General features: G+C 39.1%; 28 protein-coding genes. 21 read left to right on the top strand and 7 right to left on the bottom strand.

Annotated features, from left to right (window positions below):
• Positions 1 to 31: 31 nt before the first annotated feature.
• Positions 32 to 1651, bottom strand: a complete 1620-nt coding sequence (locus AC3ANL_RS20980; protein WP_488329794.1) for a glutamine--tRNA ligase/YqeY domain fusion protein — start codon at positions 1649 to 1651, stop codon at positions 32 to 34.
• A 375-nt stretch (positions 1652 to 2026) separates the two neighbouring features.
• On the opposite strand from AC3ANL_RS20980, the gene AC3ANL_RS20975 reads away from it, so the two are divergent.
• The 4 genes from AC3ANL_RS20975 (at position 2027) to AC3ANL_RS20960 (ending at position 7020) form a co-directional block, all read left to right on the top strand.
• On the top strand, positions 2027 to 3013 hold the full coding sequence (locus AC3ANL_RS20975; RefSeq protein WP_488326291.1) for a Gfo/Idh/MocA family protein: 987 nt from the start codon (positions 2027 to 2029) through the stop codon (positions 3011 to 3013).
• Between the two features lie 422 nt (positions 3014 to 3435).
• Positions 3436 to 4452: a 4Fe-4S binding protein gene (locus tag AC3ANL_RS20970; protein ID WP_488326290.1), complete on the top strand. Its 1017-nt coding sequence runs from the start codon at positions 3436 to 3438 to the stop codon at positions 4450 to 4452.
• 113 nt (positions 4453 to 4565) lie between these two features.
• Positions 4566 to 4931, top strand: coding sequence for an SCP2 sterol-binding domain-containing protein (locus tag AC3ANL_RS20965; protein ID WP_488326289.1), 366 nt, complete (start codon positions 4566 to 4568; stop codon positions 4929 to 4931).
• A gap of 115 nt (positions 4932 to 5046) precedes the next feature.
• Entirely contained in the window at positions 5047 to 7020 is a 1974-nt protein-coding gene (locus tag AC3ANL_RS20960; protein WP_488326288.1) for a WG repeat-containing protein, read from the top strand.
• A 45-nt stretch (positions 7021 to 7065) separates the two neighbouring features.
• Here AC3ANL_RS20960 and AC3ANL_RS20955 read toward each other — a convergent pair whose 3' ends face one another.
• Positions 7066 to 7422, bottom strand: coding sequence for a hypothetical protein (locus AC3ANL_RS20955; protein ID WP_488326287.1), 357 nt, complete (start codon positions 7420 to 7422; stop codon positions 7066 to 7068).
• Positions 7423 to 7688: 266 nt separating this feature from the next.
• Between AC3ANL_RS20955 and AC3ANL_RS20950 the strand changes: the two genes are divergently transcribed.
• The 6 genes from AC3ANL_RS20950 to AC3ANL_RS20925 all read left to right on the top strand — a co-directional run bounded on the left by AC3ANL_RS20950 (position 7689) and on the right by AC3ANL_RS20925 (position 12555).
• Complete coding sequence (locus AC3ANL_RS20950) at positions 7689 to 7937, top strand: amino acid decarboxylase (RefSeq protein ID WP_488326286.1); 249 nt, start codon at positions 7689 to 7691, stop codon at positions 7935 to 7937.
• A 295-nt stretch (positions 7938 to 8232) separates the two neighbouring features.
• The gene (locus tag AC3ANL_RS20945) at positions 8233 to 9036 is read left to right on the top strand and encodes an MBL fold metallo-hydrolase (protein WP_488329793.1); all 804 of its coding nucleotides are present in this window, start codon (positions 8233 to 8235) and stop codon (positions 9034 to 9036) included.
• Between the two features lie 136 nt (positions 9037 to 9172).
• The gene (locus tag AC3ANL_RS20940; RefSeq protein ID WP_488326285.1) at positions 9173 to 9475 is read left to right on the top strand and encodes a DUF5658 family protein; all 303 of its coding nucleotides are present in this window, start codon (positions 9173 to 9175) and stop codon (positions 9473 to 9475) included.
• A 178-nt stretch (positions 9476 to 9653) separates the two neighbouring features.
• Positions 9654 to 10799, top strand: coding sequence for a DEAD/DEAH box helicase (locus AC3ANL_RS20935; RefSeq protein WP_488326284.1), 1146 nt, complete (start codon positions 9654 to 9656; stop codon positions 10797 to 10799).
• Between the two features lie 97 nt (positions 10800 to 10896).
• The gene (locus tag AC3ANL_RS20930) at positions 10897 to 12366 is read left to right on the top strand and encodes an amidase family protein (protein WP_488326283.1); all 1470 of its coding nucleotides are present in this window, start codon (positions 10897 to 10899) and stop codon (positions 12364 to 12366) included.
• A gap of 54 nt (positions 12367 to 12420) precedes the next feature.
• The gene (locus AC3ANL_RS20925) at positions 12421 to 12555 is read left to right on the top strand and encodes a hypothetical protein (RefSeq protein ID WP_488326282.1); all 135 of its coding nucleotides are present in this window, start codon (positions 12421 to 12423) and stop codon (positions 12553 to 12555) included.
• A gap of 104 nt (positions 12556 to 12659) precedes the next feature.
• Here AC3ANL_RS20925 and AC3ANL_RS20920 read toward each other — a convergent pair whose 3' ends face one another.
• The 3 genes from AC3ANL_RS20920 to AC3ANL_RS20910 form a co-directional block, all read right to left on the bottom strand.
• The gene (locus AC3ANL_RS20920; protein WP_488326281.1) at positions 12660 to 14192 is read right to left on the bottom strand and encodes an FAD-dependent oxidoreductase; all 1533 of its coding nucleotides are present in this window, start codon (positions 14190 to 14192) and stop codon (positions 12660 to 12662) included.
• Between the two features lie 200 nt (positions 14193 to 14392).
• Positions 14393 to 14542, bottom strand: coding sequence for a hypothetical protein (locus tag AC3ANL_RS20915; RefSeq protein ID WP_488326280.1), 150 nt, complete (start codon positions 14540 to 14542; stop codon positions 14393 to 14395).
• A gap of 99 nt (positions 14543 to 14641) precedes the next feature.
• Positions 14642 to 15016, bottom strand: coding sequence for a DUF1360 domain-containing protein (locus AC3ANL_RS20910; RefSeq protein WP_488326279.1), 375 nt, complete (start codon positions 15014 to 15016; stop codon positions 14642 to 14644).
• A 135-nt stretch (positions 15017 to 15151) separates the two neighbouring features.
• On the opposite strand from AC3ANL_RS20910, the gene safA reads away from it, so the two are divergent.
• The 11 genes from safA (at position 15152) to AC3ANL_RS20855 (ending at position 25675) form a co-directional block, all read left to right on the top strand.
• The gene (gene safA, locus AC3ANL_RS20905; protein WP_488326278.1) at positions 15152 to 15763 is read left to right on the top strand and encodes a SafA/ExsA family spore coat assembly protein; all 612 of its coding nucleotides are present in this window, start codon (positions 15152 to 15154) and stop codon (positions 15761 to 15763) included.
• 154 nt (positions 15764 to 15917) lie between these two features.
• Positions 15918 to 16265, top strand: a complete 348-nt coding sequence (locus AC3ANL_RS20900; RefSeq protein ID WP_488326277.1) for a lmo0954 family membrane protein — start codon at positions 15918 to 15920, stop codon at positions 16263 to 16265.
• A 15-nt stretch (positions 16266 to 16280) separates the two neighbouring features.
• Complete coding sequence (locus AC3ANL_RS20895; protein ID WP_488326276.1) at positions 16281 to 16925, top strand: PspA/IM30 family protein; 645 nt, start codon at positions 16281 to 16283, stop codon at positions 16923 to 16925.
• 156 nt (positions 16926 to 17081) lie between these two features.
• Positions 17082 to 17816 (top strand): cell wall-active antibiotics response protein LiaF, encoded by a 735-nt coding sequence (gene liaF, locus AC3ANL_RS20890; RefSeq protein ID WP_488326275.1) that lies wholly within the window; start codon positions 17082 to 17084, stop codon positions 17814 to 17816.
• Entirely contained in the window at positions 17813 to 18862 is a 1050-nt protein-coding gene (locus tag AC3ANL_RS20885; RefSeq protein WP_488326274.1) for a sensor histidine kinase, read from the top strand. The genes liaF and AC3ANL_RS20885 overlap by 4 nt, the downstream gene beginning before the upstream one ends.
• Positions 18855 to 19487, top strand: coding sequence for a response regulator (locus AC3ANL_RS20880; RefSeq protein WP_488326273.1), 633 nt, complete (start codon positions 18855 to 18857; stop codon positions 19485 to 19487). Before AC3ANL_RS20885 ends, AC3ANL_RS20880 begins: the two co-directional genes overlap by 8 nt.
• 203 nt (positions 19488 to 19690) lie before the next feature.
• Entirely contained in the window at positions 19691 to 20539 is an 849-nt protein-coding gene (gene efeO / locus AC3ANL_RS20875) for an iron uptake system protein EfeO (RefSeq protein WP_488326272.1), read from the top strand.
• Positions 20540 to 21832, top strand: coding sequence for an iron uptake transporter deferrochelatase/peroxidase subunit (gene efeB / locus AC3ANL_RS20870; RefSeq protein WP_488326271.1), 1293 nt, complete (start codon positions 20540 to 20542; stop codon positions 21830 to 21832). It begins immediately after the preceding gene.
• A gap of 31 nt (positions 21833 to 21863) precedes the next feature.
• Positions 21864 to 23630 carry an FTR1 family iron permease gene (locus AC3ANL_RS20865; RefSeq protein ID WP_488326270.1) on the top strand — a complete coding sequence of 589 codons (1767 nt, stop codon included), beginning with the start codon at positions 21864 to 21866 and terminating at the stop codon, positions 23628 to 23630.
• A gap of 106 nt (positions 23631 to 23736) precedes the next feature.
• Positions 23737 to 25071: a polysaccharide biosynthesis protein gene (locus tag AC3ANL_RS20860; RefSeq protein ID WP_488326269.1), complete on the top strand. Its 1335-nt coding sequence runs from the start codon at positions 23737 to 23739 to the stop codon at positions 25069 to 25071.
• Positions 25072 to 25168: 97 nt separating this feature from the next.
• The gene (locus AC3ANL_RS20855) at positions 25169 to 25675 is read left to right on the top strand and encodes an RNA polymerase sigma factor (RefSeq protein WP_488326268.1); all 507 of its coding nucleotides are present in this window, start codon (positions 25169 to 25171) and stop codon (positions 25673 to 25675) included.
• 72 nt (positions 25676 to 25747) lie between these two features.
• Here AC3ANL_RS20855 and AC3ANL_RS20850 read toward each other — a convergent pair whose 3' ends face one another.
• Both AC3ANL_RS20850 and mscL read right to left on the bottom strand, forming a co-directional pair.
• A complete protein-coding gene (locus AC3ANL_RS20850; RefSeq protein ID WP_488326267.1) occupies positions 25748 to 26386 on the bottom strand; it encodes a Bax inhibitor-1/YccA family protein in 639 nt (212 codons plus the stop codon).
• Positions 26387 to 26436: 50 nt separating this feature from the next.
• Positions 26437 to 26829, bottom strand: coding sequence for a large-conductance mechanosensitive channel protein MscL (mscL, locus tag AC3ANL_RS20845; RefSeq protein ID WP_488326266.1), 393 nt, complete (start codon positions 26827 to 26829; stop codon positions 26437 to 26439).
• Between the last annotated feature and the right edge of the window lie 30 nt (positions 26830 to 26859).

Genomic DNA, 26859 nt, shown 5'->3' with positions numbered 1-26859 from the left:
GCACTTTTTGGTGCCTTACACCCTTTTCTAATTAGATTTTAAACGAACTTTTTAGAGATACAATTCGGTTAAATACCAGTTTATCTACTGTTGTGTCTTTAGGGTCAACATTAAAGTAACCGTGTCTAAAGAATTGGAATTTTTCCTGTGGCCGGCATTCTCTCATATTTGGCTCGACAAAACCTTGCAGCACTTCCAATGAATTTGGATTGACATGGTCAAGGAAGGTCTTTCCTTCATCACTTGCATCGTCTGGTTCGTCTAAAATAAGCGGTTCATAGAGGCGGAATTCAGCTGGAACTGCATGGGTTGCTTCGACCCAATGAATCGTTCCTTTTACCTTCCTGCCTGTAAAACCGGTACCGCTTTTTGTTTCAGGGTCATACGTGCAGTGAAGCTCCACAATTTCTCCATTTGCATCCTTGACGAATTCCTCACACTTAATGAAATAGGCATTTTTTAAGCGGACCTCATTGCCAGGGAACAAACGGAAGTACTTTTTCGGTGGTTCTTCCATGAAATCATCTTTTTCAATATAAATTTCACGGGAAAACGGAATTTTCCGCATCCCCATTTCAGGATTTTCTGGATTATTTTCTGCATCTAGTAATTCAATTTGGCCTTCTGGATAATTGGTAATGATTACTTTTAATGGGTTAATCACACCCATTGTTCGAGGTGCTTTTAATTTCAAATCTTCTCTGACATAGTGTTCGAGCATTTGTGAATCCACTGCTCCGGAACCTTTATGCACGCCCGTTTCACGAACGAAGGCACGAATGGATTCAGGTGTATAACCCTTTCGTCTCATCCCGGAAATCGTCGGCATACGTGGATCATCCCAACCATCCACAAAGCCTTCCTCCACTAGCTGCTTAAGCTTCCGTTTACTCATTACTGTATTCGTGACATTTAAGCGGCCAAATTCAATTTGTTGTGGTGTGTTTTTCATTTCGCATTTTTCCACAACCCAGTTATAAAGAGGGCGTTGATCTTCAAATTCAATCGTACAAATCGAATGGGTGACTCCTTCAATCGCATCCTCAATTGGATGGGCAAAAGCATACATAGGATAAATACACCATTTATCGCCGGTGTTATGATGCGTTGTATGGGAAATCCGATAAATAACCGGGTCACGCAAATTAATATTCGGTGAGCTCATATCAATTTTTGCACGAAGCACTTTTTGACCATTATCGAACTCGCCGGCCCGCATCCTTTTAAATAAATCGAGGTTTTCCTCAATCGAGCGATCACGGTAAGGGCTATTCTTTCCAGGCTCTGTCAATGTACCACGGTATTCGCGGATTTCATCTGCAGATAGGTCATCAACATAGGCAAGTCCTTTTTCAATTAAAAGAACGGCTCTGTTATACATCTCTTCAAAATAATCGGAAGCAAATAACAAGTTATCCCATTCAAACCCCAGCCATTTTACATCTTCTTTGATCGAGTTTACATATTCAATGTCTTCCTTTAACGGATTCGTATCGTCAAAGCGCAAATTTGTTTTTCCGTTAAAGTCATCTGCTAAGCCGAAATTAATTATAATTGACTTTGCATGACCAATATGTAAATAGCCGTTTGGCTCTGGTGGGAAACGAGTTACGATTTTTTGGTGTTTTCCTGATTCCAAATCTTTTATCATTATATCTTTAATGAAATTTGATGTTTGATTGTCCACCCTTTTCAACCTCTTTCTACATTATCTAGCTCCGGGTGTCATCTGCTTACCTTTTGACAAATAGGCAGGCACCCTAAGCTTTTCTTCATTCGAAAAGAAAAATAGATTTGACTTAGAAAAAAAGGTCCTGCTCCAGGCCATACGCCGCTGACCAGGGCACTTCCACTTTTCTAATTCTATTACTTATAAATAACATAAAATCTGATATTTTTCCATTGTTCCCAACAATTCATGATCAAAACAGGCATAATATGAAAAATTTACAATTTAAATTGGAAAGAAAAGCATAAAAAGGCTAAAATGGTATTTTGAAAAGTATAAATAGAAAGAGGTTGTGGAATGATTAATTTTGCTACAGTTGGAACTGGCTGGATTACAGAATCTTTTATTCAAGCAGCAAAGCTTAGTAAACAATACCATTTAGCCGGAGTGTATTCGCGAACGGAACAAAAAGCGAAGGAAATGGCTGATCAATATAATGCCCCACGCGTTTTTACAAATTTAGAAGATATGGCGGAGAATAAGGAAATTGACGTAGTTTATATTGCCTCGCCAAATTCTCTCCATTTTGAACAGACACTTACCTTTTTGAAAAATAAAAAGCATGTCATCTGTGAGAAACCTATTTTTTCAAATACAGTTGAATTAGAAGCAGCTTACCAAACGGCAGAGGAGAATGGTGTTTATTTATTTGAAGCGATTCGAAATATCCATACCCCTAACTTCCAAATTCTAAAGGAAAAGCTGCCGATGGCAGGGGAATTAAGAAGCACGATTCTTCCATATATAAAATATTCCTCACGCTATGATCAGTTATTACAAGGGGAAGAACCTAATATATTTTCAGCGGCCTATTCTGGAGGCGCATTGGTGGATTTAGGTGTGTATCCCCTTTATTTAGCCGTCTGCTTGTTTGGTGAGCCAAACAAGGTATCGTACCATCCGGTTCTATTGCGAAGTGGGGTTGATGGGAGCGGTACTCTAGTGTTGGATTACGATTCGTTTGTTTGTACCATTCTCTGCTCAAAAATTTCTGATTCGGTGATTCCATGTGAAATTCATGGTGAGAATGGGACTTTTGTTTTGGAAGATGCAGCCCCAATTTCTGCAATCACATTTATGGATAGCCATACAAAGGAGAGTCAGCAGCTAGGTGTTGAGCAAGAAGAACAAAACATGGTCTATGAATGTCTAAATATCGCCCAAATCATCCAATCCCATCAGATTGAAAAATATGAGCAATTAAAAGAATGGAGTAGAATTGTCCTCCGGATTACGGAGGAAGCAAGAAAGCAGAATCATATTGTGTTTGCAACAGAAAAATAAAAGAAGCAGTCTAAAAAGGGTCTGACCTCACGTTTAACACTCAATACATAATCGCTTATTAGAAAAAGTTCAGCGATGTGTTGCGGGTGGGGGGTCTGGCCCTTTGTTTTATTATCAGAATTTATAAGTTTTGGCTTCGAGAATTGTCCAGCTCCAGCGCCCTAGCGGCTAGTGTCCTTCGCTCTCCGCCCTACGATAAGTCAACATCGAATCGCCTCCGGCTCTTCGTGTTTCCTTTATCTCAGTTGGAGCGCTCCAGGCCATACGCCGCTGACCAGGACGCTTCCGCTATTCTTAATTTGACAAATTTAAGAATAGGTGTGTGACATCTTTATGAAATGAAGCGGTCCGATGACTTAAATCACATCCCTCTATTTTTACGTTATTTATAGTTAAGGTGACGAAAGAATGGAGGAAAGCGTATGAAGTCCAAAGCATGGTTTAAGAAACAGTTGAAACGTAAGCCTGTACAAATGACAAGGTATGCCGTACAGGCTGTGTTTTTGTTGTTTTTATTATATGTTGGCTTGCAATTTTATCAATTTTATATGCATTTTGAAACACTTGGAAAAACCCCATTCGTTGAACGGCCATCCGTGGTAGAAGGATTTTTGCCCATCAGTGCTCTAGTCGCGCTAAAGGTATGGCTGACGAGTGGCGAGTTTGATGTAATCCATCCAGCAGGCCTGGTCCTGCTATCGTTTTTCGTTGGGGCAGGTTTGATTTTCCGAAAGTCCTTTTGCAGTTGGATTTGCCCTGTTGGTACAGGTTGTGAAATGATCGCCTGGCTCGGCAGAAAAATTTTTAAAAAGAATTTCGATATGCCCCAATGGCTTGTTTGGCTGTTAACTCCTATTAAATATGTCTTGCTGTTATTTTTTATTGGTATGGTCATTCAAATGCCAACCTTTTCGGCCAAAAACTTTCTAATTGATCCATATAATAAAGTATCTGATGTAAAAATGCTGTTGTTATTTACAAACATCGGCGGTTTTACGTTAAAGTTTATTATTGTTATGTTCATTCTCTCTTTATTTTTTAGAAACTTCTGGTGTCGGTTCCTTTGCCCTTACGGTGCTTTGATAGGATTAGGTTCTATTTTTAGAATTACAAGAATTAAGCGGAATGAAGATACATGTACAAACTGCGAAATGTGTACAAAGGTTTGTCCGCAAAGATTAAAAATTCATAAGGCTGAGACCGTTACTTCCCTAAATTGTTCTGCATGTATGTCTTGTGTGGAAGCTTGTCCAATTAAGGATACGCTGAACATGACAGTTGCTAAGAAAAAGGTAAGTAAATGGTTCGTTCCAGTTACGTTTTTTGTGTTATTCTTTGTTGTCATTGGTATTGCGAAAATGACAGGGCACTGGGATACAACCATTTCCTACCAAGAATGGAAAGAATTGATACCAGATGCACGTTATATTGGCCATTAAATATTGCCTTTATTCTGAGTAGAGTTCAGAAAATTTTCACTTTATATTACCGGTAGGTATGCTTATCATGGAATTATAGCAAGTATGGTTTTAAATACAAGGAGGGAATCCCCATGTCAAAAGCAATTAAAGACTATTCGTTACCAGAAATAATGGAAAGAATTGAAGAGATCTTTAATGAAAATCCCGGACCAATGAAAGGGTTTAATGGGGTAGTTCAATACGATGTTCATGGTGAGGAAACAGGTACATACCAACATTTTTTCCAGGATGGGAAGTTAACGATTAAGAAAGGGGTCGAAGTGACTCCCGATGTTACAATGGCCTTAACATACGATAACTTCAAAAAATTCTTATTAGGAAAACAAAGTGGAGCAGTGGCATTGTTAACAGGAAAGGTAAAGGCAAAAGGCGATATAAGCAAGGGAATGAAGATTGAAACCATTCTCCGCAAGTACAATATAAGAGAACCATTTTAACAGTTTTAATAGTACACTTTGCTAGTGTACTATTTTTATTTATCTAATGAGTTATAAAACACATAGCCCATCAATTTTCATATACATATTGAAAAGAAAAAAATGGGTGAGATAAATGGTTGAAGAGGGTCGACAATTGGTAAAGTGGATTATGTCCTGCCTGCCTATTGGTGCTGACTTGTTTTATCGTGACAATCAGCCCGTATTTCAATGGGCAGATCTAGATCATGATGGGATAAATGAGGTTTTTGGGATTTATCGTTATTACGAGCAACGGTATTTATTTGTTTTGAAACATTATTATGGATCATATCTTACTTATTTTCCTGTCTCACGCGAGATAGAGGAGAGAGCAGTCCAATTGCTAACTGAGTCATTTGAAACGAGATCTGTATACTTATTTCCTGCATCGATTAGAGAACTAGGAGGCAGCAAAGAGGGCTATATTGATGTCAAAGGACAATTTGTTCTTCCACCCATTTACGATCATGCGGAGGATTTTCAGGATAATGGATTAGCGATTGTGAGCCTGATGAACAAATGGGGCGTCATTGATGAAAAAGGATATTTTATTATAAAACCCAAATACGATACGATTCATCTATTTTTTGAAGGCCGGGCGATCGTCAATGACCATCAAGGATTCAAGGTGATTGATGAGAGCGGGAAGGAAATCACAGCAAAGGCATATTCCCTTATTGTCGGTGAATATAAAGAAGGAAGAGTGCGGGCAGTAAACCTAAACAAGCACGGGCAGTCCTTATATGGGTATTTGAATAAGCGAGGGAAGGAAGTAATCCCATTAATTTTTGAATCAGTTAGCGAGTTCAGACAGGGAAAAGCGATTGTAAAAACAACAGATGGCCGCTTTGAACTAATCGACCTCACTGGAAAGGTAGTAGAAACATACCCTTTTGACTTCGTCGGAAACTATGGGCAAGGTCTGCTTGCCTATAAAACAAGTACTGACGGAAAGATTGGTTATATCAATGAACAGGGAAAAACGATCATAGAGCCGCAGTTTGCAAATGCTGGACCATTTATTGACGGTCGGGCCATTGTCAGTTTGTTAGAGAATAACCAAGAACGGTATGGTCTGCTTAATCTAAATGGGCATTTTGTAATTAAACCTAACTACAACCATATTTTATATCTTGGAGAAGAACGCTTCGCCATCGGCAAGGAGATTGCTCCACAGCCATGCGTAAGGTCCATCTACGCCTTAGCTGATTCAGATGGTCATATCCTGACAGGTTTCATTTTTAATGGAATATCAAACTACAAGGACGGGCTTGCTTCCGTCTCTGATGATCAGCACAGCTTCTTTATTGACAAGCATGGTAAGCGGATGGAGCATCTGCCAATGGTCAGTGGCACGGGCGAGCTTAGCTTTGATAAAACGGTTATTAAAGCTGATATTGACCAACGCCGGATGTATTTCAATCGAAACGGTATGATCATTTGGAAACAAGCCAGCACCCTGCCTCTCAGTAATAAATATAGGGTTATTGAGAATAAATATAAGCCAAATAAGGATTATCTTGTCTATTATCCGCAAATTCAAGGAATGGCTAATGCGGATAATGTTAATAAGACACTAAAGGCGTTGGCCGGAGTTAGACCCGTGCCCCCAAATGATCAGCTTGAATCGAACTATACCGGCGATTTCGAGGTAACACATTTTCAGAAAAACTTACTAGTCATAGAGATAACGGCGTACGATTACCCGTTTTGTGCTGCCCATGGAATGCCTGTGAGAAAATACGCTCATATTAACGTAAAAACTGGTTCGATGTATCAGTTAAGTGACTTATTTAAGCCGGGAAGTCCGTATGTAAAAGTGATAAGTGAAAGGATTAGGGATCAATTTAAAAGTAATGATCAATATTCTTCTTATCTCTTTCCAGATGAGTATCACGGAATAAAGGCTGATCAGCCCTTTTTTATAAGTGAGGCTGGGTTAAATATTTACTTTTATCCGTATGAGATTGCTGCTTTTGCAGTCGGTTTTCCAACGTTTACCATCCCGTTTGAAGAGCTAAATGAGATCATCAATCAAAAAGGTGAATTTTGGAAATCGTTTCATTAACGAAAAAAGAACAGGCGTGAATTTAGCATTCACGCCTTACTACATTTATACATGCTTTCTTCTGTAAAATAACCAGTAGCTTCCAAACACGAGAATAAGGAAAAGACCAACTGAACCAGGAACAATATAGTCCTTTATGGATGGCTTTATTACCTTGCCTTTTTCTGTAGGCAATTCCGCATTAGCTGTCTCCTTTTTAGAGGCTAATGCTGCAGAATCCGGCGCTGATTCCTTCGTATTTGAAACAGTGATTATGGAATAGGTTTTATTATTATGAAATGATTCTGTCTGTACAGTACCGTGTATAGAAGAAGACCCAGGCAGAGAGGAAGATGCAAAGACATTGGTTCCTAATAGAAAAAACAACAGTAAAGCAAGAAACGGAATTTTACTATACATCATTTTCAACTCCGATATATTGTTATCTTGTTGTTTATTCTATCATCATACCTACCAGGTTATATCAAATTGTCGGTAATGTTCACAAACCTTTCGAAATTATAGTAACCAGTTCCTTTCAAAAATGTCTCATCAAAGCCTGCGCTATCAAGCATTTCCCCACTTTTTTAAGTGGATTGATGCTTTTACACCCATTGATTTAAATCAATTCCTTTGAAGAAAAGTGATGGTAAACTAACACTATCTTTAATGAAAGGAGGGTGGGAATCATGTTTGAAATTATTGAGAAAAAAGCAGTCATGGATATCCGAGAACGAATAGCAAAAGGGGAGCATCCAAGACGAGAAATACTAAATTTTATAAAAGCAGCACCAATCGGAACTATTTTTGAGCTTCATCTGCCGCATCGGGGGGAACCGTTAATTGCGACTTTGCAGTCTTTCGGAATGAATGTCATTGTTACAGAAATTGAACCGATGCACTTTAGACTTATGGCAGTTAAATTAGACCAGTTTTAGCTCATTGCAGCTAAACTGTTTTAGAGCCAATTTTTAAGCATGTACATCGAAAACATTATTCAATTGGACCTTGCGTACATTTGATTAAAACAGCTGCTTCAGAAAAGTAGTTGTTTTTTTTGAAAAATAATTCTTTATTAAGAACATTAATTTTCGTTATAATAGCGTTGATAGGTTTTTCAACTAGAAAGAATTAGGTCATAGTTTTTCCTTCCCTGTAAATAATAAAAGCAAAAAGGGAGGAATCTGTTTGGAGCATAATCAAGATAGTAAATTTGAAGAATCATTTCTACCCATGACTTCAATTGGAAATGGAATGGGAATGGCAGTGCTGCCAGATGTGTATTGCTATACGGACCAAATTGTCAATCTCGTCTTGGTAGGGGATCCGAAGGTGACGAATAATTTTGTATTGATTGACACTGGTATGCCAAAATCAGCAAATGAAATAAAAGAAATGGTGCTAGAGCGTTTTGGGGAAAATGCCCGCCCAAGAGCAATTGTGTTAACACATGGACATTTTGATCATGTAGGGTCCATAGCGGATTTACTAGAGGAATGGGATATCCCTGTTTACGCACATCAATTAGAAATCCCGTATTTAACAGGGAAAAAGGATTATCCGCCAGGGGATCCGGATGTCGACAACGGGTTTGTGGCTAAAATGTCTCCACTCTTCCCTAATCATGGAATTGATATAAGTGCCCATGTTCAGCCACTTCCTGAGGATGAAACGATCCCACAGATGCCAGATTGGAAATGGATTCACACTCCTGGTCATACACTTGGCCATATTTCACTATACCGTGAAAGAGATGGAGTCTTAATTGCCGGTGATGCCTTTGTAACAGTAAAACAGGAATCCCTTTATAAGGTTATGATGCAAACACAGGAAATCAGCGGCCCTCCTAAATATTATACAACCGATTGGGAAGCTGCTTTTGAATCTGTTAAAAAATTAGAGGCACTTAAACCGAAGGTGGCAGTGACGGGACACGGCATTCCCATGATCGGAGATGAACTAGCTGAAAATCTTAAGCTATTAGTAGATCGGTTTGATGAAATAGCAAGGCCTGATCGTGGAAAATATGTAAATTAATAAATGGAGTGTGAGGTTGCTAGCAATATTAAGCAGCCTTTCATTATCATGAAGAGTTCTTAATAAAGAATGTATTGGCGCATACATATTTAGAAAGAATGAAAAGTATTCATCAATCTTTTTTCGAGGAGGAACTATGAGACTTTGTATATTTTTGCTTGTTGCTGGTTTGCTGGATGCCGTACTAACTCATTTTGGAATCGCTGCTGGTCTTATTGAAGAAGGAAACCCAATGATGAAAACGGTGATTGAAAAAAATTGGTCTTATTTTTATATAATAAAGATCCTTCTGCCCCTTCTGCTGCTTGGTTTATTTTATCTCCGGCCATTTAAAGGAAGGATTAGAACACTGCTCCTCTCTACTTGTGTTCTCTACCTATCTGTTCTTGTCTATCATTTGGTTTGGATTGTCCTCTACCTTAATACATCAACAACCTAATTCTAACTAGACACCCTCTGATTATTACGATAGTATCAATACGATATCAAAAAACAAATAATAAGAAAAGCGGAAGCGCCCTGGTCAGCGGCGTATGGCCTAGAGCGCTCCAACTAGATAAAGTCAAAACTTATACATTCTGATATTAAAAAATGATTTATAAATAAAGGAGTACAAAATGTTAAACAATTTAAAGCCCTTTTTGCAGGAAGCGTGGCAAAAATCAGGATTCCAAACACCCACATCCATTCAAGACAATGCTATTCCACTTATTCTAGAAGGCAAGGATGTCCTTGCTGAGTCACCAACAGGTACCGGAAAGACGCTAGCCTATTTGCTTCCACTGTTAAATAGTCTGGACGTAGATTCGTCATCCTTACAGGCAGTCGTGCTCGCTTCTTCGCAAGAATTGGTGATGCAGGTTTATCAAGAATTTCAAAAGTGGTCCGAAGGCACTGGAATAAGGGGTACTTCGATAATTGGCGGGGCCAATTTGAAACGGCAGCTTGAAAAATTAAAAAAACGTCCCCATGTCATTTTTGCGACACCGGGTCGTTTACTAGAGCTTATTAAACAAAAAAAGGTGAAAATGCATGAAGTAAAAATGGTGGTTCTGGATGAGGGAGATCAGTTACTGATTCATGAGCACCTAAACACTGTTCAACATATTGTAAAGTCTACGATGAGCGACCGCCAAGTCGTCCTATTTTCAGCAACCATGAAGCCTGCAACAGAAAAGCTGGCAAAAGAAATGACAAACGAACCGGAAGTTCTTCGAATTGTAAAAGATGAGATGGCGTCGTCTGGAGAAGTAGACCATATCTTTTTCTCATGTGAACCCAGAGATAAAATCAAACTGCTTGAAAAAATTGCCCGTTTAGATCATAGTAAATCACTTGCTTTTATCAATGATATTGGCGAGATTCAAGTGTTTAAAGAAAAATTACTCTTTAAAGAATTGTCGATTGGCGTCCTGCATAGCGATATGAAAAAACTAGAACGCCAGGCAGCATTAAAGGCGTTTCGTGATGGAAAAATGAATATGCTGATTGCCACAGATATTGCGGCACGTGGTCTTGATATCCAAGGGGTGACCCATGTCGTTCAGATTGATTCTCCAAAGGATATTTCTCAATATGTACACAGAGCCGGTAGAACAGGAAGAATGGGTGCAAATGGTACCATTATCTCACTTGTTACCGAGCGTGAAGAACGAGAATTGAAGCGCTACTGTCGTGAGTTAAACATCCCGCTCCATAAGAGAGTTTTTTATCAAGGGAAAATCATTGCTGAAGAGCAAAGAAATCAAAAATTAAAACGGTAAAATAGGGCAGTGGGGAGATTCCCACTGCTTTTTTATACGAGAAAAAGGAATTTTCACACATGTATGGAATAATAAATGTGAAATGGAGGGGAAAAGGATGGAGAATCCGAAATTAAAGAAATTGCATGACGAATGGTTAGAAGAGGCAACCATTCGCCAAATGCAAGAAAAATTAGCGAGTGGCGAATTAAGTTCAAAAGAGCTTGTGCTCTTGTATTTACATAGAATATCGTTATTTGATAAAGGCATTCATTCCATTCTTGAAGTGAATCCAGATGCTGTCCAAATAGCGGAATCGCTTGATGTGGAATGGCAGAAAAACGGCCCACGCGGTCCGTTGCATGGCATTCCCATTCTAATTAAGGATAATATTGATACCAGGGACAAAATGCATACAAGTGCAGGGTCATTGGCATTAAAGGACTCGATTGCACTAAAGGATTCAATCGTTGCCGAGCGATTACGGCAAGCAGGCGCAGTGATTCTCGGAAAAACAAATATGACAGAATGGGCAAATTTCATGGCGATTGGAATGACGAGTGGTTATAGCTCCAGAGGTGGTCAAGTGTTAAATCCATATGGACCAGGGAAATTTGATGTTGGAGGCTCCAGTTCGGGTTCGGGAGCCGCGATTGCTGCCAATTTTGCCGCTGCTGCAGTCGGAACAGAAACATCGGGCTCGATTTTAAATCCAGCGTGCCAAAACTCTTTAGTTGGAATAAAGCCTACAGTGGGTCTTATTAGCAGAAGAGGGATTATACCACTTGCCCATACACAGGATACAGCAGGACCGATGGCAAGGACAGTTGAAGATGCTGCCATTCTTTTAAGTTCTCTTTGTGGTAAAGATGAGGAGGATCCTATCACCAGCAAAAACCCGTTTACGGAAATCGACTTTACCAAGTTTCTTTCAAAAGAGGGTCTTGAAGGAAAAAGAATTGGGATTGCGACAGAAGGATTTATCGAGCTCTTAAGTAAGGAAAAACAAGAAATTACAGCTAGTGCCTGGGAAGTTCTGAAAAGATCAGGGGCAGAAGTGATTGAAAATGTTGAAATTCCTTCTGCCAAAGCCGAGTGGAAATATGATGTTTTAACGTATGAATTTAAACCGGATTTAAATGCTTATTTGAATAGACTTCACCCCTCCGTATCTGTTCGAACCTTAGCGGATTTGATTACGTTTAATAAAAAATATGAAGAAACGATGCTAAAGTATGGTCAGGCTGTCCTGCTGGAATCACAAGCCACGAGCGGCTCTTTAACGGAAAAAGCCTATATTGAGGCACTGGAATTCGATTATTATCACTCGACAAAACAAGGGATTGATTTCGCTTTAGAAAAGTATGGTCTTGATGTGATTATTTTTCCTAGTGAGGAAGGGTCACATATTAGCGCTAAGGCGGGCTATCCTACCATCGCAGTCCCTGCAGGGTACACAACGGAGGGAGAACCAGTTGGGATATCCATAGCTGGAACCGCTTATAGTGAGCCAGTTTTAATCGAAGTGGCATATGCGTTCGAACAATTAACGGGCTATCGGAAGTCTCCCATACTTAGGCAAGAATAAGTCCGAATGTTTTCACCTATACTATCAATGAATTTTCAAAAAGGAGATGGTTGTGTGGGAAAACAGAAACTAGGCAATGCCAATGCTCAGCGTAATAACAATCGTAAAAAGGGAATGAAATCCAGCGAAGAATTAGTGGAATTTTCAACAGGTGAAGACCTAAAACGGAATCGTCCTAATAGTAAATAATACAAAACAAAGGGTCAGACCCCACAATCTCAACTTATCGCTGATTTTTTCCAATTAAGCGACTATAGTTTGAGTATTAAATGTGAGGTCAGACCCTTTTTTATTTACTCCTCTTTCAATAAGTCCAATGCTTTTTTCGCCGGACCCTCAATAACGTCACCTGCATAGGAAAACCGGGAACCATGGCATGGGCAATCCCACGATTTTTCTGCCTGATTCCATTCACATTCACAGCCTAGATGGGTGCAGGTAGTGTCAACGATATACAGCTTACCACTCTTATCTTTATAGGCACCTGCTCTTTTCCCTCTATACATGACAACAGCGCCTTCGCCGTCCTGTAGATCGTCCGGAATATTTTCGACAATTTCAAGCTTGCCTTTGATTAGGTGTTTGGCTACATCGGCATTCGTACTAATAACGCTTTTAAAGTCTGGATCCGCTTGAAATCTTGATGGAGAATATAGTTCATGGTATTGATTTTTTCGGTTTAAAACATAACCAGTCAATAAGTGTCCTGCAAGAATTCCTGTTGTCATGCCCCATTTTTTATAACCTGTAGCCACTAAAATATGTTCTCTTTCTGCTGTTAACGGACCAATATATGGAAGCTTATCTAAGGTAACCAAATCCTGAGCCGACCAGCGATAATGATATTCCTTGGTCCCAAAAACCTGTTCAGCAAAATCCTGAAGGGCTTCAAAATGCTTTAATGTATCGACTCCCTGCCCGGTCTTGTGGTTTTCACCGCCAATAATCAGTAATTTTTCTCCATTATCTAAAGGCGTATACCGGATCGAACGGACTGGACTGTCAGCACTAATATACATGCCACCTGGGTAATCTTGCTTTGTTTTTATGCCGATTGCATACGATCGGTCAGCATACATCCTCGCAAAATAAAGCCCAAGCTTATCGTAAAAAGGAAAATGCGAGGCAATAATGACATGGTTACATGTTACTCTATGATCAGATTTTGTAACTACCTTTGTCTGCAGGTCATCATCCTCAATGTCTTTAGCAACTGTATTCTCATAAACGGAACAGCCTGCTTTTACGGCATCATCCAAAAGAGCTTTTAGAAATTTTAACGGATGATATTGTGCTTGATTGCTCATCATAAGTGCTGCCTTTGCCTGTATTGAAAAAGGAATGGTATCTTTTAATGCCCCTTTAATATCCAAACTCTTGTAGGCTTCCCATTCTGTTTTAAGCTTGTCCACATACTCCTGTGTCGTTGCATAGACAAAGGCGTCCTCATTGCTAAAATCACAATCAATGCCCATTTCCTTCACCGTTTTTTCAACAAATTGAATCGCCTTCATATGGGATTCATAGTAAAGCCTTGCCTTTTCTTTTCCAAAATGATTAATTAACTCATCATAAATAATATCATGTTGAGCGCTTAGTTTTGCCGTTGTATGGCCGGTTGTTCCATTTAATACACTGCCTGCTTCTAAAATGGCCACCTTTAATCCTTCTTTGGCTAATAAGTAGGCAGCCGTAATCCCTGTTATGCCTGCCCCAACAATCGCCACATCAACTGAAATATCTTGTTCTAATGTCGGAAAAACAGGTAAATCTATCTCACGCCAGTAGGTCCTTGGGAATTGTGGGACTTTTTCAGATGAATTCATATGTACTCCTCCAGCTTTAATATAGTCACATTTTTAATTTTTCCTAAAATGAAAAAATCATGTCATGGAGGGGAAACTTTTAACAAAATAAGTGGATGCCCCAAAGCAAGGGGTCTGACCCCTTGCTTTGGGACATCCATATTTTGAGGGAGAAGTTGAACAGGTGTATAGATATGTTTAGTGGGATTTCGGGGGAGTTTTTACATAGTATCCTTTTCGGACTTTATTTTATCAATACGTGATGCGTCGTCTGAATGGAGTGTTTGACGTAAGAAGTGAAACAAGGTTCCTCCTGCAAGACCCAGACAAAGGACAAAACCGATCGTCGTAATCCACCAAATTGCCGCCAAGTGAGCATCCCCCTTTTTGTCTTGAGTGCCCTGGGGCCTCAAGCATATCTAAATATATGCTTAGAGGGGATAAATTTTTCCAATGCAATTAGCGATTGTTTAATCTTTTTTCTTCAGGTCAGCATAATAATCGACCTTTTTAAGATTGACACCCACAAAGGTTTCAAGAATGGATTGACCGCCGGCAATTGATAATATCAAAATAACCACGAATGTTACTTTTGGAAAAAGCAGATACAAGCCGCCCAGTAAAATAGCACTCCACACGCCGGCGCACCAATAGCATTTTAATAAATACCCAAACATTGAAGTAGGAACTTCCTTCATTTCTACACCATCATTCGTTTCAACTTTGACCTTTTTTACGAAAGGTTTACGGATAAACTCAGTAATTTTATCAAACACAATTAAATGGGTAAGGCGGTAACTTGCTAAAATTAACATGATATAAGTCATCCATGAGAGGTCTCTCACGTTTAAGTCCTCCAAACGCCTTCTGAATAAGGCTTCAATGTCAGCCGTTTAAATTATAAAGTAGAAATTATTTTATCGGTTGCTTGTATATTTTGAGCCTGAAATCAAAATTATATATTCGGAGGAGGCGAAAAAATGAAAAAATCTTTTTGGTTTAGTTTTCTGTTCTTACTATCACTTTTCTGCATTCCAAGTGTTTCTTTTGCTCAGCAAATTTATACCGTTCAGCCGGGGGACTCACTTTGGAAAATCGCTGTCAGGTATCAAGTTGGAATATCAGAGCTGATTTCGGCAAATCCCCAGTTTAAAAATCCTAACTTGATTTATCCAGGTCAAAAGGTAACCATCCCTGACTTAGGCGGGGTAAAATCGGTTGAAAATCAAGTTATTCAATTAACCAATCAGGAGCGTGCAAAAAACGGATTACCGGCAATGACTCCAGATTGGGAGCTATCAAGAGTAGCACGTTACAAGGCCATGGATATGCGCGACAAAAATTACTTTAGTCATACGAGTCCGACATATGGAAGTCCGTTTGACATGATCAAAAACTTTGGTATTTCCTATCGTTCGGCAGCTGAAAACATTGCTGCAGGCCAAACCACACCGCAATCGGTTGTACAGACATGGATGAACAGTTCAGGCCACCGCGCCAATATCCTAAGTTCGAACACCCGAATTGGTGTTGGCTATGCTAAAGGCGGCTCCTACGGGTATTATTGGGTTCAAATGTTTATCTCCAAATAAGGCTAAAAGGGTCAGTTACTTAAGCATTTTGCTTAAGAGACTGACCCTTTCTACGTCTTAAGACCGATATAAAAATCAAGCTCAAGCGCAATTATGGGAAAGAAAGAAAAAAGGTAAGATGATATCAAGCTAAAGAAAAGGAGTGAAAAACAAAATGAAAAAATTTGGTTTACTGTTAGCTGGAGGTGTGGCAGCTGTCATCTTGCTTTCCACAATTGGTCCAATGGTGGGGTTACTCGTAAGTTTAGTGCTCCTGTACTTCATATTCAAACAGTTTTTAAAAGCACAATCAACAGGTGGAAAGATTGGTCTTGGGCTAATTGGTTTAGTTGTCTTAATGGCTTCCATTCACAACGCACCAGCCATCCTTGGAGTAGCAGCAGCATATGTCCTTTACCTCGTTTATAAAAAGTGGAACGGGAATAAACATACTAAAATCAAAGAAGAATCAGACCCATTCGTCAATTTTGAAAAACAATGGGATGAATTAAAAAATTATTAAGAGGAGAGAAAAAACATGACAAACTTATTTTCGAGAATTAAAAACACGATTACGGCTGATTTACACGAGGCGCTAGATCAAAAAGAAAAGCAAAATCCAATTGCCCTTCTTAATCAATACCTTCGTCAATGTGAGCAGGAAACGGAGAAAGTAAGGAAGCTTTTAGAACGTCAATATACGTTGAGAGATGAATTTACGAGAGAATATCATCAAGCAGTGGAGTTAGCTGAAAAAAGAAAGTACCAAGCTGAAATCGCTTCTAAAGCAGGGGAAACAGACCTTTATCAATTTGCTTCAGCCGAGCATCAGCAATATGCTGAACGTGTCTCCCGTTTACATGCCTCTCTTGATCAAGTTAAGGGGCAATTAGGGGAATTAGAAAGAAAATATGAAGACATGAAGCACAAACTAAAAGATATGCATATCCGCCGGATGGAGTTAATGGGGCGCGAAAATGTGACACGCGCAAATCTTCGAATGAATCAAGTGCTTGATTCTCAGCCTTACTCAGATCAATCTCACTCAAAATTCAAGGATATCGAGAACTATCTAGACCGATTAGAGCAGCAAGTAAACAGCTCCTTTTACCGCAGTACCATTGATGTAAGAATTGCTCAATTAGAAAAAGAAATGAAATTGGAAGAAAGCAAGTCCATTTAACGAGAAATATGTTATTCTAAAAGAAAAACGGAGGCGCCTAGGCGCTATAGCTGGACAGGAAAAAAAGGCGTAGGTTTCTGCGCCTTTTAGGCATATAAAAACATAGTGCAATTGAAATACAAATATTCCAATGATGATAAAAAGGGAGGGTGGCCAATGTTTAAAAAGACGAAAAACGATTATATAAGTTGGCTGGTCATAATCGGAATTATTATTCTTCTGTTGGAGATTTTATTTTTTAACAGTGGGCTGATATTCTCCCTTTTATTCTCTGGTGGAATGATTTATTTAGGGCGAAAGAAGTCTGGGAAAAAGCTTGGGAAACTCATTTTTATCGCTGGGATTTTCTTCTTTGTCGTCAGTATCTTCAATATGCTGACCTTTAAATTTTTATTGTTAGCCATTTTACTGCACTTCTTTATTCAGTTTATTAACTCTAAAAAGCAGCCTTCAAAAATTTCACCAGATATTGTCATTTCGCAGCCAACAGAGCAAGAAGAAACACTTATTAAATCAGAACCGTTGTTTGGAAATCTCTTTTTAGGTCAGCAAAAAACTCCTACTAGCGTTTATGAATGGAATGATATTAACATTCAGACAGGAATTGGGGATACGATTATTGATCTTAGTTATACCATGCTGCCAAAAGGGGAAACGGTCATTTTTATTCGAAATATGATTGGAAATATTCAAATCCTTGTTCCGTATGAGATCGATGTCAGTATCCATCATTCCTGTGTGGTAGGTTCGACAAAGGTGTTCGGCAAGCATGAATCGAAGCTTTTCAATCAAGTCTTTCAGCTAAAGACACCAGACTATGAAAAGTCCGAGCACAAAGTGAAAATTTTCACGACACTCGTTGTTGGGAATTTAGAGGTGAGCCGGATATGAGCACAATTCAGCGCCAAATTGTCTGGTGTATCGGCTTTTCTTTCCTCTTTGCTATCATAGTCGGAGCTGTATTTGTTTTTGTCTTTCCTTTGGAGGGGTGGGCTGAATTATGGACCAGGAATTTCATGGATATTCCGATTGTTATTTTTATACCAGCCTTTAGTATTGCAATTGGAACGCTTTTAGGTGGAGTTTCAGGATTTTTTTGGCGAAAACAATTTCTTGCTATTGAATCCTCCTTGCACCAATTAGAGGAGGGAAGAACCATAGACCCAAAAGGAAAGCCTTCTGTAACTGAAATGCAAGCAATTGCTGACCGGATTGAGAAAATTGGCAAACAAATGACCGAGCAAGCGAAGCTATCACAGCGGTTAGCAACTGAAAAGGTGGAAGACCAGGAAGAAAGAATTCAAAAAATGATTGAGCAGGAACGAAATCGGCTCGCCCGAGAATTACATGACTCCGTCAGTCAGCAATTATTTGCGGCATCGATGATGATGTCAGCCATTAATGAAACGAAGGAACAGTCTGAAAACGATTTTGAAGCCAAACAATTGAAACTGGTGGAAGAGATGATCCATCAATCACAGCTTGAAATGCGGGCACTTCTATTACATTTGCGCCCGATTGCCTTGAAAAATAAAAAGCTTCAAGAAGGAATTGAGGAGCTTTTAATCGAATTATCACAAAAGGTATCAATGGATATTAAATGGAAAGTGGAGGATTTTCCGTTAGATAAAGGGGTTGAGGATCATCTTTTCCGGATTCTCCAAGAGTCTGTATCAAACACCTTAAGGCATTCAAAAGCAAGTAAGTTCGAAGTATTATTGGTCAAACGCGACGATCTTGCCATTTTAAGGATTGTTGATGACGGAATCGGCTTTGAAGTCAACGAAATGAAGGCAGGTTCCTATGGCATGCAAAATATGCATGAACGTGCTGTTGAAGTAGGCGGAACGCTTAAAGTGATAAGTGTCAAAAATAAAGGAACAAGGCTGGAAGTAAAGGTTCCGGTGATGAATAATGGAGATGGTGGAAATGATTAGAGTCTTATTTGTTGATGACCATGAAATGGTTAGAATCGGAGTTTCCGCATACTTATCGGCGCAGCCGGACATTGAAGTTGTCGGTGAAGCAGACGATGGAAAAAGAGGGGTAGAGCTTGCCCTTGAACTACGTCCAGACATCATTTTGATGGATTTGGTGATGAAAGAAATGGATGGAATTGAAGCAACAAGGCAAATTATGGAGCAATGGCCAGAAGCAAAGGTTATTATTGTGACAAGCTTTTTGGATGATGAGAAGGTATATCCTGCACTAGAAGCTGGGGCGACCAGTTATATGCTGAAAACCTCTAAAGCAGGTGAAATTGCCAACGCTGTCCGAGCTACATATCATGGTCAGTCCGTCCTTGAACCTGAAGTCACTGGAAAAATGATGGTCAAAATGCGCCAGAAGAGTACTCATTATCCTCACGAAGAACTTACCAGCCGAGAACTTGAAATTCTCCTATTAATGGCGGAGGGAAAAACCAATCAAGACATCGCCGATGAATTATATATTGCATTAAAAACGGTTAAAACCCATGTGAGCAATATTCTAAGCAAGCTGAATGTGCAGGATCGCACCCAGGCTGTCATTTATGCATTTAAGCATTCATTAATAAAATGAACCCCATATAAAGGCTTTCCAAAATGAAAAAATTTTGGATGGCCTTTTTCTTTTTGGCTCTGTTAAGCGATATTGTTGATGCCCTTCATTTTCAAGAGGAAAAATTAACAGGCCTTCTTAAAAAAAATATTGAAAATCATTCTCATTTACTGTTATCATATAAATGAAAATGATTATCATTATTACTGGGGGATTCTATAAATATGAAACTACTTAAAATGTCTGGGATTTTACTAATTTCTAGCAGTCTGCTACTTGGCTGCGCCAATACAGAAAAAACTACTTCGGCAGAAAAGGAAAAACAAACAAAGGATACGTCCTCAGCAGCCCTTACAGGGGTAACCCAAAATTACCGCGAGTATGCCATAGGAGAAATTGAGGAATTTGTAAAGGCCACAGAGGGGTTTACTACGGCAGTAAAGAATGGGGATCTAGAGCAAGCTAAAGCCCTTTATGCTCCAGCCAGAATGTATTATGAGCGGGCAGAACCAATTGCCGAAGTATTTGGGGACCTTGATCCGAAAATCGATGCTCGTGAGGGAGATGTCCCTGAAGCAGAATGGCGGGGTTACCACCGAATTGAAAAAGGATTATGGGTCGACAACACCACCAAAGGATACGAACAATTTGCCGAGCAATTGATGAAAGATGTCACCCTGTTAAGAGCTAAAGTAGATACAGTTGAAGTGACACCGGATTTATTAATTACAGGTGCCGTTGACTTATTAAATGAAGTATCAACTTCGAAGGTAACAGGGGAAGAAGACCGTTATTCACATACTGATTTATATGATTTTGCTGCAAATGTTGAGGGAGCGGAAAAGATTTATCAGCTGTTAAAACCGGAATTAGAGAAAAAAGATAAAGAGATATCTGATGAAATTCAAACCCGTTTTGATGAGGTATATAGTTTATTGAATCAGCAAAAAAGTGGTGATGGCTACAAGCTCTACACAGAGTTAACAGAAGAACAAGTGAAGGAGCTTAGCCAAGCAATCGATGCACTTGCCGAACCGCTTTCACAAATTGGGATCGTTACGGAGGCGTCTTAATTGGTAAAGAATACGAACATCCATGCTGATTCTGCCCTTAACAAAACAAAAATTTCAAGAAGAGATATCCTTAAAACGGCTGGTGTGGGTGGTGTAGGCGTGCTTCTTGGTGCCTCCGGACTCGGCGGGTTACTTACGCTTAAAGATGGAAAAGCGGCTACTACTGAGGTAAAAGAGAACATTCCTTTTTATGGGAAGCATCAAGGCGGTATCACTACGAAAACCCAGAATCATGTGTATTTTGTTTCTTTAGATGTAACAACATCGAAAAAAGAAGAGTTAATCAAGCTGTTCAAGGAATGGACGAAAACAAGCGAACTATTAACAGAGGGCAAGTCTGTCGGTGAGCTATCAAGCAATGAGTTTCTCCCGCCAAAGGATACAGGTGAAGCAGCTGGATTATCATCATCAAATTTAACGATTACTTTTGGTGTGGGTCCAAGTCTATTTGTGAAAGACAACCAAGATCGATTTGGTTTAAGACAAAGGCAGCCCCAAGAATTAGTGGATCTTCCTAAATTCCCTCTGGATGCTTTAGAAGAATCTTGGACAGGCGGCGACCTTTGTATTCAAGCTTGTGCAGATGATTTACAGGTTGCCTTCCATGCAGTGAGAAACTTGATTCGGATTGCACGTGGTAAGGCAATATTGCGTTGGGCACAAACTGGTTTTCAACGCACAAAACAAGCAGACCCAAAAAATGAAACTCCCCGGAATTTATTTGGATTTAAAGATGGTACGGTCAATCCGGATGTTACAAGCGAGAACCAAATGAATGAGCATGTTTGGGTTCAACCCGAGGATGGTCCTGATTGGTTAGTGAATGGCAGCTACCTCGTTGTCCGCCGAATTCAAATGTTTATCGAGGTGTGGGATCGTACGACATTAAAGGAGCAGGAAAAAACGTTTGGACGCTATCGTGACAGCGGTGCACCGCTTGGACAAAAAAATGAATTTGATCAATTAGACTTGAAACAGAAAAATGAGCAGGGCGAATATCATATCCCAATTGATTCACATACCCGACTATCACATGGGGATGGGTCCCAGAAGATACTGCGAAGGGCTTATTCTTATTCTGATGGTATGGATGTGAAAACAGGAAGCTTTGATGCAGGTCTGTTATTTTTATGTTTTCAACGCAAACCAAGTAAACAATTTATTCCCATCCAAGAGCGGCTGGCAAAAATAGATAAGTTAAATGAATATACCTCCCACCGCGGAAGTGCCATTTTTGCTTGTTTACCTGGTGTCAGAAAAGGCGGATATATAGGAGAAACCCTTTTTAATTAATGCTTTTTTTGTTGTTAGAGGAGAGAGACGGATGCAGCGATTAAGGAAAATTTGCCCATTTTTATCATTGTTAATTATACTTTCTTTGTTTATTCAAATAGAGAAACCCGTTTTTGCAGAAGAAAATCACGATGAACTTTTTGTGCTTATTGGCGATAGTTTGATGAAAGCAAAGGATGGCGATTATGTATCTGTTTCGAAAAATATGGAACAGTTTGCAAGCGAATGGAGTTTAATTAAGCGTGCTGATAGTAATGAGGCAAAAAAAGTAGACCAAGAACTGAAAAAGGTTCAGAAATTACTAGACACTAGGATAGAAGAAAAAAAGACTCTTTCAAAAGGCCTTTCCTCTCTGTCAAGTGCAGTCGTTTTGTACGATCAAAAACAAAATCCTCAAGATAAAGCAAAAGGGAAAGAACAAGTAAAGCAATTGCTGCCCCTTATCAATAACCTGAAAAAATCAGTTGAAAATGAGAATGATGCTGTTTTTACAAGTCAGTATCAAGCTATGCTGAACCAATGGAGTGCTTCAGAAAAGGCGGTCCATGATGAGAGTATCGCGGCTTACGGAAATATTGAAAAAGACATGGCCCTTATCCGGATTGCTATTACACAAGAGCCGGCGGATTTGAAAAAGGCAAAAGAGAATTTGGAACAATTGACTGATGAAGTGGAGAATTTCTTGGCAGGTAACGTAACAAAACAGGCCCAAGAAACCCATTCGTTGAGTGAGATATCAAACTTATTAACTAAGGTTGAAAAGAAAATCTCACAAGAAGATTACCTAAGTGCTAATGAGCATTTAAATGAAGCCCTGACCATTTGGCCAATGGTGGAAGGCGATGTTCAAACAAGGAATAGTAAATTGTATAGTGACATAGAAACCAAGATTCCCAGTGCGATTAGTATCTTAAGTTCAAAAAAGGTGAATACCGAAAAGGCATCCGTGATGGTGAAAGATCTAAACAAACGGCTTGCCCCATTACTAAGTAAAACAAATTACTCATTTTGGGATGCCTCTCTGATATTACTGCGTGAAGGCTTAGAGGCTTTATTAATTGTTGCTACATTAATGGCTTTTTTGAAAAAAATGGGGCAATCATCCGCACAAAAATGGATTTGGGTTGGAGTAGCTGCTGGTATTTTTGCCAGTGCGATACTGGCGATTATTATCAATATTGTTTTTTCACAAGTCGTTGCAGCGTCCAGCCGAGAATATATTGAGGGGATAACTGGTATTGTAGCGGTTGTGATGATGTTGACAATCGGAGCCTGGCTTCATAATAAGTCCAGTATTGGAAATTGGAATAAGTATATTAATAAGCAGATGCAACAAGCTGTTGCTAAGGGCAGTCTAATATCCTTCACCTTGATTAGTTTCCTATCCGTCTTTCGAGAAGGGGCAGAGACCATAATTTTTTATGCTGGAATTACCCCCTATATAAATTTAACTCAACTTATAATAGGAGTCATTCTAGCAATTGGTATATTAACAATTGTTGGGTTCGGAATTATTAAATACAGCGTGAAAATTCCACTGCATCTATTTTTTAAAGCAGCAACGATCTTAATTTACTTCTTAGCTTTTAAAATACTTGGCATCAGTATTCATGCCTTACAGATTTCCAATGTGATTTCGACAACTTCAGTTGAAAACTTACGGTTCATAGATTGGTTGGGGCTTTACCCAACCTGGGAAACAACTTTAACTCAATTCCTTTTACTTGCAGTGATTATTTTCTTAACTTACTTGGTTAAAAAAAGACATCGAAAACCAATCATTACTACTACTGTTTAAATGAGGGCTTCCAAAGCTCTTTTTTTATGGTCAAAAAATTCGCTACTAATCAAGGTACTTGTCTCATATGTATATAAAAGTGAGAGAAGAAAGAGGGAATACGAAATTGGCTATTTATTATAAAGGGATACTTTTTCTAGCTGCGTCTGCGTTTTTAGGGGAAGGGATTGAAGTCTTAGTCAATATGATTCTTGCAAAAGAATTGGGTTCCCACGGGTTAGGACTTTATATGACCATTCTGCCTTCCATTTTTTTACTTGTCTTATTATCCAGCTTTGAATTACAGGTTTCAATTTCAAAATTCGTTGCTGAGAGAGAGGAACGTTACCATCGTAATATCCTCTATCATGCGATGACGATTACGATCATCTTCACCAGTATTCTTTTTTTAATAGCGGTTGCCGTTATTCCATTTATTCCTGTATTTAATTCCTACCATCCATACGTAAGATGGCTTGTCATGATCCTGATCCCGGTAATCTCTTTTACCTCCGTTGCCAGGGGCTATTTTATGGGGATTCAGCAGATGGGGAAAATAGCAGTCTCTAATTTTCTTAGGAAGGTTATACAACTTGGCGGGCTGTTCATTGTGTTTCGCTTTTTTGATTTTGATTCGGAGGCATCATTGCTTATTGCCATTTGTGCACTGATTGGCAGTGAATTTGTTGTGTTTCTCTATTTATTCTACATGTTCATTATTCATTTTCAGCAGCTGAAACGACAGCCCTTTTCTAATATGAACAGGAAAGTGGTCCGAAAAAATTTAATGGCAGTATCCATTCCTACGACAGGGCTGCGCTTGTTTTCCGCGTTTACTAATGCCGTTCAACCCTTTATTATCAAGGCTGCTTTAGTTTACTCGGGAATGACCAGTACACTTGCGACAGAGCAATTTGGAATGCTGATGGGTGTGGCCATGTCAATTGGTTTCTTTCCTGCTTTTATTGCCCATTCCTTAATGATTGTACTGATCCCGGGAGTATCTAAAACTCATTCGCAAAAGGATTATCCAACATTACAAAAAATGCTTCAACAAGTGATGAAACTAACCTTTGTATACGGTATTGCTGCAGTAACAATTTTCTATTTCTTCGCCCCCGAATTAACATCTTTATTTTTTAAATCAGCATTACCTGCTGTGTATTTACAGTTACTTTGGCCGTACTTCCTATTTCACTTCTTTATTATGCCGATGCAGGCTTTTCTAATTGGACTGGATATGTTAAAAGAGGCATTTATTCATATCATTTGGTCAACCATTATCTCATTTGCCATCATCCTTTGGCTGGGATCTTCACATGATTGGCAAATGAATGGGGTAATCATTGGAATGAATACGGGTTCGGTTTTATTGGCACTCATGCACTATTTAACCATCTGCAAGAAAATTGGTGTTTCGATATTTATGAAAGGGGTTGTAACAAACGCGACGGAGCAATAAATGTAATTGATAAAATATAGGTAATAAGTGTAGGGGATCGGGCTGTCTTTTCCGTCTATTAAGGTAAACAGTGATTGAAAGGGAAAGGACAGTTAAAATGAAAACATCTTTTGAAAAATTAGTACAGGAACATGGAACCGCTATTTTTAAATATATTTTATCATTAGTGAAACAGAAAGAACTTGCTGAGGATTTATATCAGGAGGCATTACTCTCAGCCTATTTAGCCTATCCTTCTATTAAGGAACAGTCCAAAAACAAAAGCTGGCTGTTTACGATTGCGGTAAACAAATGCCGGGATTATTGGCGGAAGGAAAAAAAGTGTAAGCATTTTTGGAGGGAAGGGGTTTATTCCTATCCAGTCACGTTCGAATCCCACCATATTCCTGAAGAAGAAGTCTTACATAAATTTGCATCAGAGCAAATGGCTGAAAAGGTGATGACCTTACCAGAGATTTATCGAGCTCCTATTTATCTATACTACTATCAAGGTTTGTCTCTGCTCGAGATCGCAAAGAAAGGTAATTTGCCGATGTCGACAGTAAAAACGAGAATGAAAAGAGCGAAGGAACGGCTCAAGCCTAAAATGCAGTCCCTTGCATGATGACTAACGATACTTAATCAACAGGAATTAACAGAAAAGGAGCATGGCTGTAACAGCCATGCTCCTTTTCTGTTAGTCTCTACTATTTACAATCCCTAAGATACGAAGGATGCTAATAAATAGGTTTATAAAATCTAAGTACAAGTTCAATGCCATCAACGGGACTTCTTCTGCGCGCACCCCGTAATGCTTCATCCGGCTGATATCAAACAGAACGTAACCGCTAAATACCAATACGCCAATAAAGGAATATGCAAGCATACCAGTTGAACTTAATGGGAAGAACATATTAAAAATTGAAATGGCCACTAAGGCTAAAAGTGCAGCTAACAAAAATCCACCCAAAAAGGAGAAGTTCTGTTTCGACTTTGCTGCGTAAATCGCAATACCCGTAAAAACAACAGTAGTACTAGCAAATGCCATTACGACAACATTTGCTCCTGATGTAAGCAGGTAATGAGCTACGATGGGATATAAGGTAATCCCAGAGATAAAGGTAAAGATATACAGAAAAGAATATGAAATGGCTTTTTTCCGTCTGAAGAAGAAAGCGGTAATCAGCATGACAAATTCTAAAATCATTAACGGCATAAATAAACCAGGAGGTACGACAAATGCACCCGCCATTGTTCCCAAAAAGGCAATGGCCAATGAAAGAGCAAATGTCCTTAATACGGATGGCATATACTCTGTAGATGTTTGTGTGTACAAATTTTTTCACCTCAAAAATTTATTTGGTACTTAAATATACGATTAAGTGGTCAAGATGTTTCATTTTTTCGTAATAAATCTTTCTGTTCTTTTAATAAATCGCGAATCTCAGTTAAAAGCGCTTCCTGAGGATCCACTTTAACCACAACTTCCGCTGGTTCTTCCTTCTTTTTAAAACGGTTAATGAACTTAACAAATAGAAAAATGGAAAAGGCAATGATAAAAAAGTCAATAACGGTTTGAATAAATAGTCCGTATTTTAAATCGCCATAAGCAAGTTTAGAAAAGGAGTCTGTTTTGCCGATTATCAATCCTATCAAGGGCATGATGATATCCGCGACTAAAGATGAAACAATTTTTCCAAATGCTCCGCCGATGATCACACCGACAGCTAAATCAATGACGTTGCCTTTCATGGCAAACTGCTTAAATTCCTTCCACATGAGTAATTCCTCCATATAGCTTCTTATGAT

This window comes from Neobacillus sp. DHD-1R, from assembly GCF_057747995.1.
Note: the sequence above shows the minus strand (reverse complement) of the source record. Positions and strands in the feature narration are given on the sequence as shown.

Coding starts and splice junctions, on each gene's coding strand:
- AC3ANL_RS20980 (WP_488329794.1), bottom strand. CDS start 1,651: ATGATAAAAGATTTGGAATCAGGAAAACACCAAAAAATCGTAACTCGT.
- AC3ANL_RS20975 (WP_488326291.1), top strand. CDS start 2,027: ATGATTAATTTTGCTACAGTTGGAACTGGCTGGATTACAGAATCTTTT.
- AC3ANL_RS20970 (WP_488326290.1), top strand. CDS start 3,436: ATGAAGTCCAAAGCATGGTTTAAGAAACAGTTGAAACGTAAGCCTGTA.
- AC3ANL_RS20965 (WP_488326289.1), top strand. CDS start 4,566: ATGTCAAAAGCAATTAAAGACTATTCGTTACCAGAAATAATGGAAAGA.
- AC3ANL_RS20960 (WP_488326288.1), top strand. CDS start 5,047: ATGGTTGAAGAGGGTCGACAATTGGTAAAGTGGATTATGTCCTGCCTG.
- AC3ANL_RS20955 (WP_488326287.1), bottom strand. CDS start 7,422: ATGATGTATAGTAAAATTCCGTTTCTTGCTTTACTGTTGTTTTTTCTA.
- AC3ANL_RS20950 (WP_488326286.1), top strand. CDS start 7,689: ATGTTTGAAATTATTGAGAAAAAAGCAGTCATGGATATCCGAGAACGA.
- AC3ANL_RS20945 (WP_488329793.1), top strand. CDS start 8,233: ATGACTTCAATTGGAAATGGAATGGGAATGGCAGTGCTGCCAGATGTG.
- AC3ANL_RS20940 (WP_488326285.1), top strand. CDS start 9,173: ATGAGACTTTGTATATTTTTGCTTGTTGCTGGTTTGCTGGATGCCGTA.
- AC3ANL_RS20935 (WP_488326284.1), top strand. CDS start 9,654: ATGTTAAACAATTTAAAGCCCTTTTTGCAGGAAGCGTGGCAAAAATCA.
- AC3ANL_RS20930 (WP_488326283.1), top strand. CDS start 10,897: ATGGAGAATCCGAAATTAAAGAAATTGCATGACGAATGGTTAGAAGAG.
- AC3ANL_RS20920 (WP_488326281.1), bottom strand. CDS start 14,192: ATGAATTCATCTGAAAAAGTCCCACAATTCCCAAGGACCTACTGGCGT.
- safA (WP_488326278.1), top strand. CDS start 15,152: ATGAAAAAATCTTTTTGGTTTAGTTTTCTGTTCTTACTATCACTTTTC.
- AC3ANL_RS20900 (WP_488326277.1), top strand. CDS start 15,918: ATGAAAAAATTTGGTTTACTGTTAGCTGGAGGTGTGGCAGCTGTCATC.
- AC3ANL_RS20895 (WP_488326276.1), top strand. CDS start 16,281: ATGACAAACTTATTTTCGAGAATTAAAAACACGATTACGGCTGATTTA.
- liaF (WP_488326275.1), top strand. CDS start 17,082: ATGTTTAAAAAGACGAAAAACGATTATATAAGTTGGCTGGTCATAATC.
- AC3ANL_RS20885 (WP_488326274.1), top strand. CDS start 17,813: ATGAGCACAATTCAGCGCCAAATTGTCTGGTGTATCGGCTTTTCTTTC.
- AC3ANL_RS20880 (WP_488326273.1), top strand. CDS start 18,855: ATGATTAGAGTCTTATTTGTTGATGACCATGAAATGGTTAGAATCGGA.
- efeO (WP_488326272.1), top strand. CDS start 19,691: ATGAAACTACTTAAAATGTCTGGGATTTTACTAATTTCTAGCAGTCTG.
- AC3ANL_RS20865 (WP_488326270.1), top strand. CDS start 21,864: ATGCAGCGATTAAGGAAAATTTGCCCATTTTTATCATTGTTAATTATA.
- AC3ANL_RS20855 (WP_488326268.1), top strand. CDS start 25,169: ATGAAAACATCTTTTGAAAAATTAGTACAGGAACATGGAACCGCTATT.
- mscL (WP_488326266.1), bottom strand. CDS start 26,829: ATGTGGAAGGAATTTAAGCAGTTTGCCATGAAAGGCAACGTCATTGAT.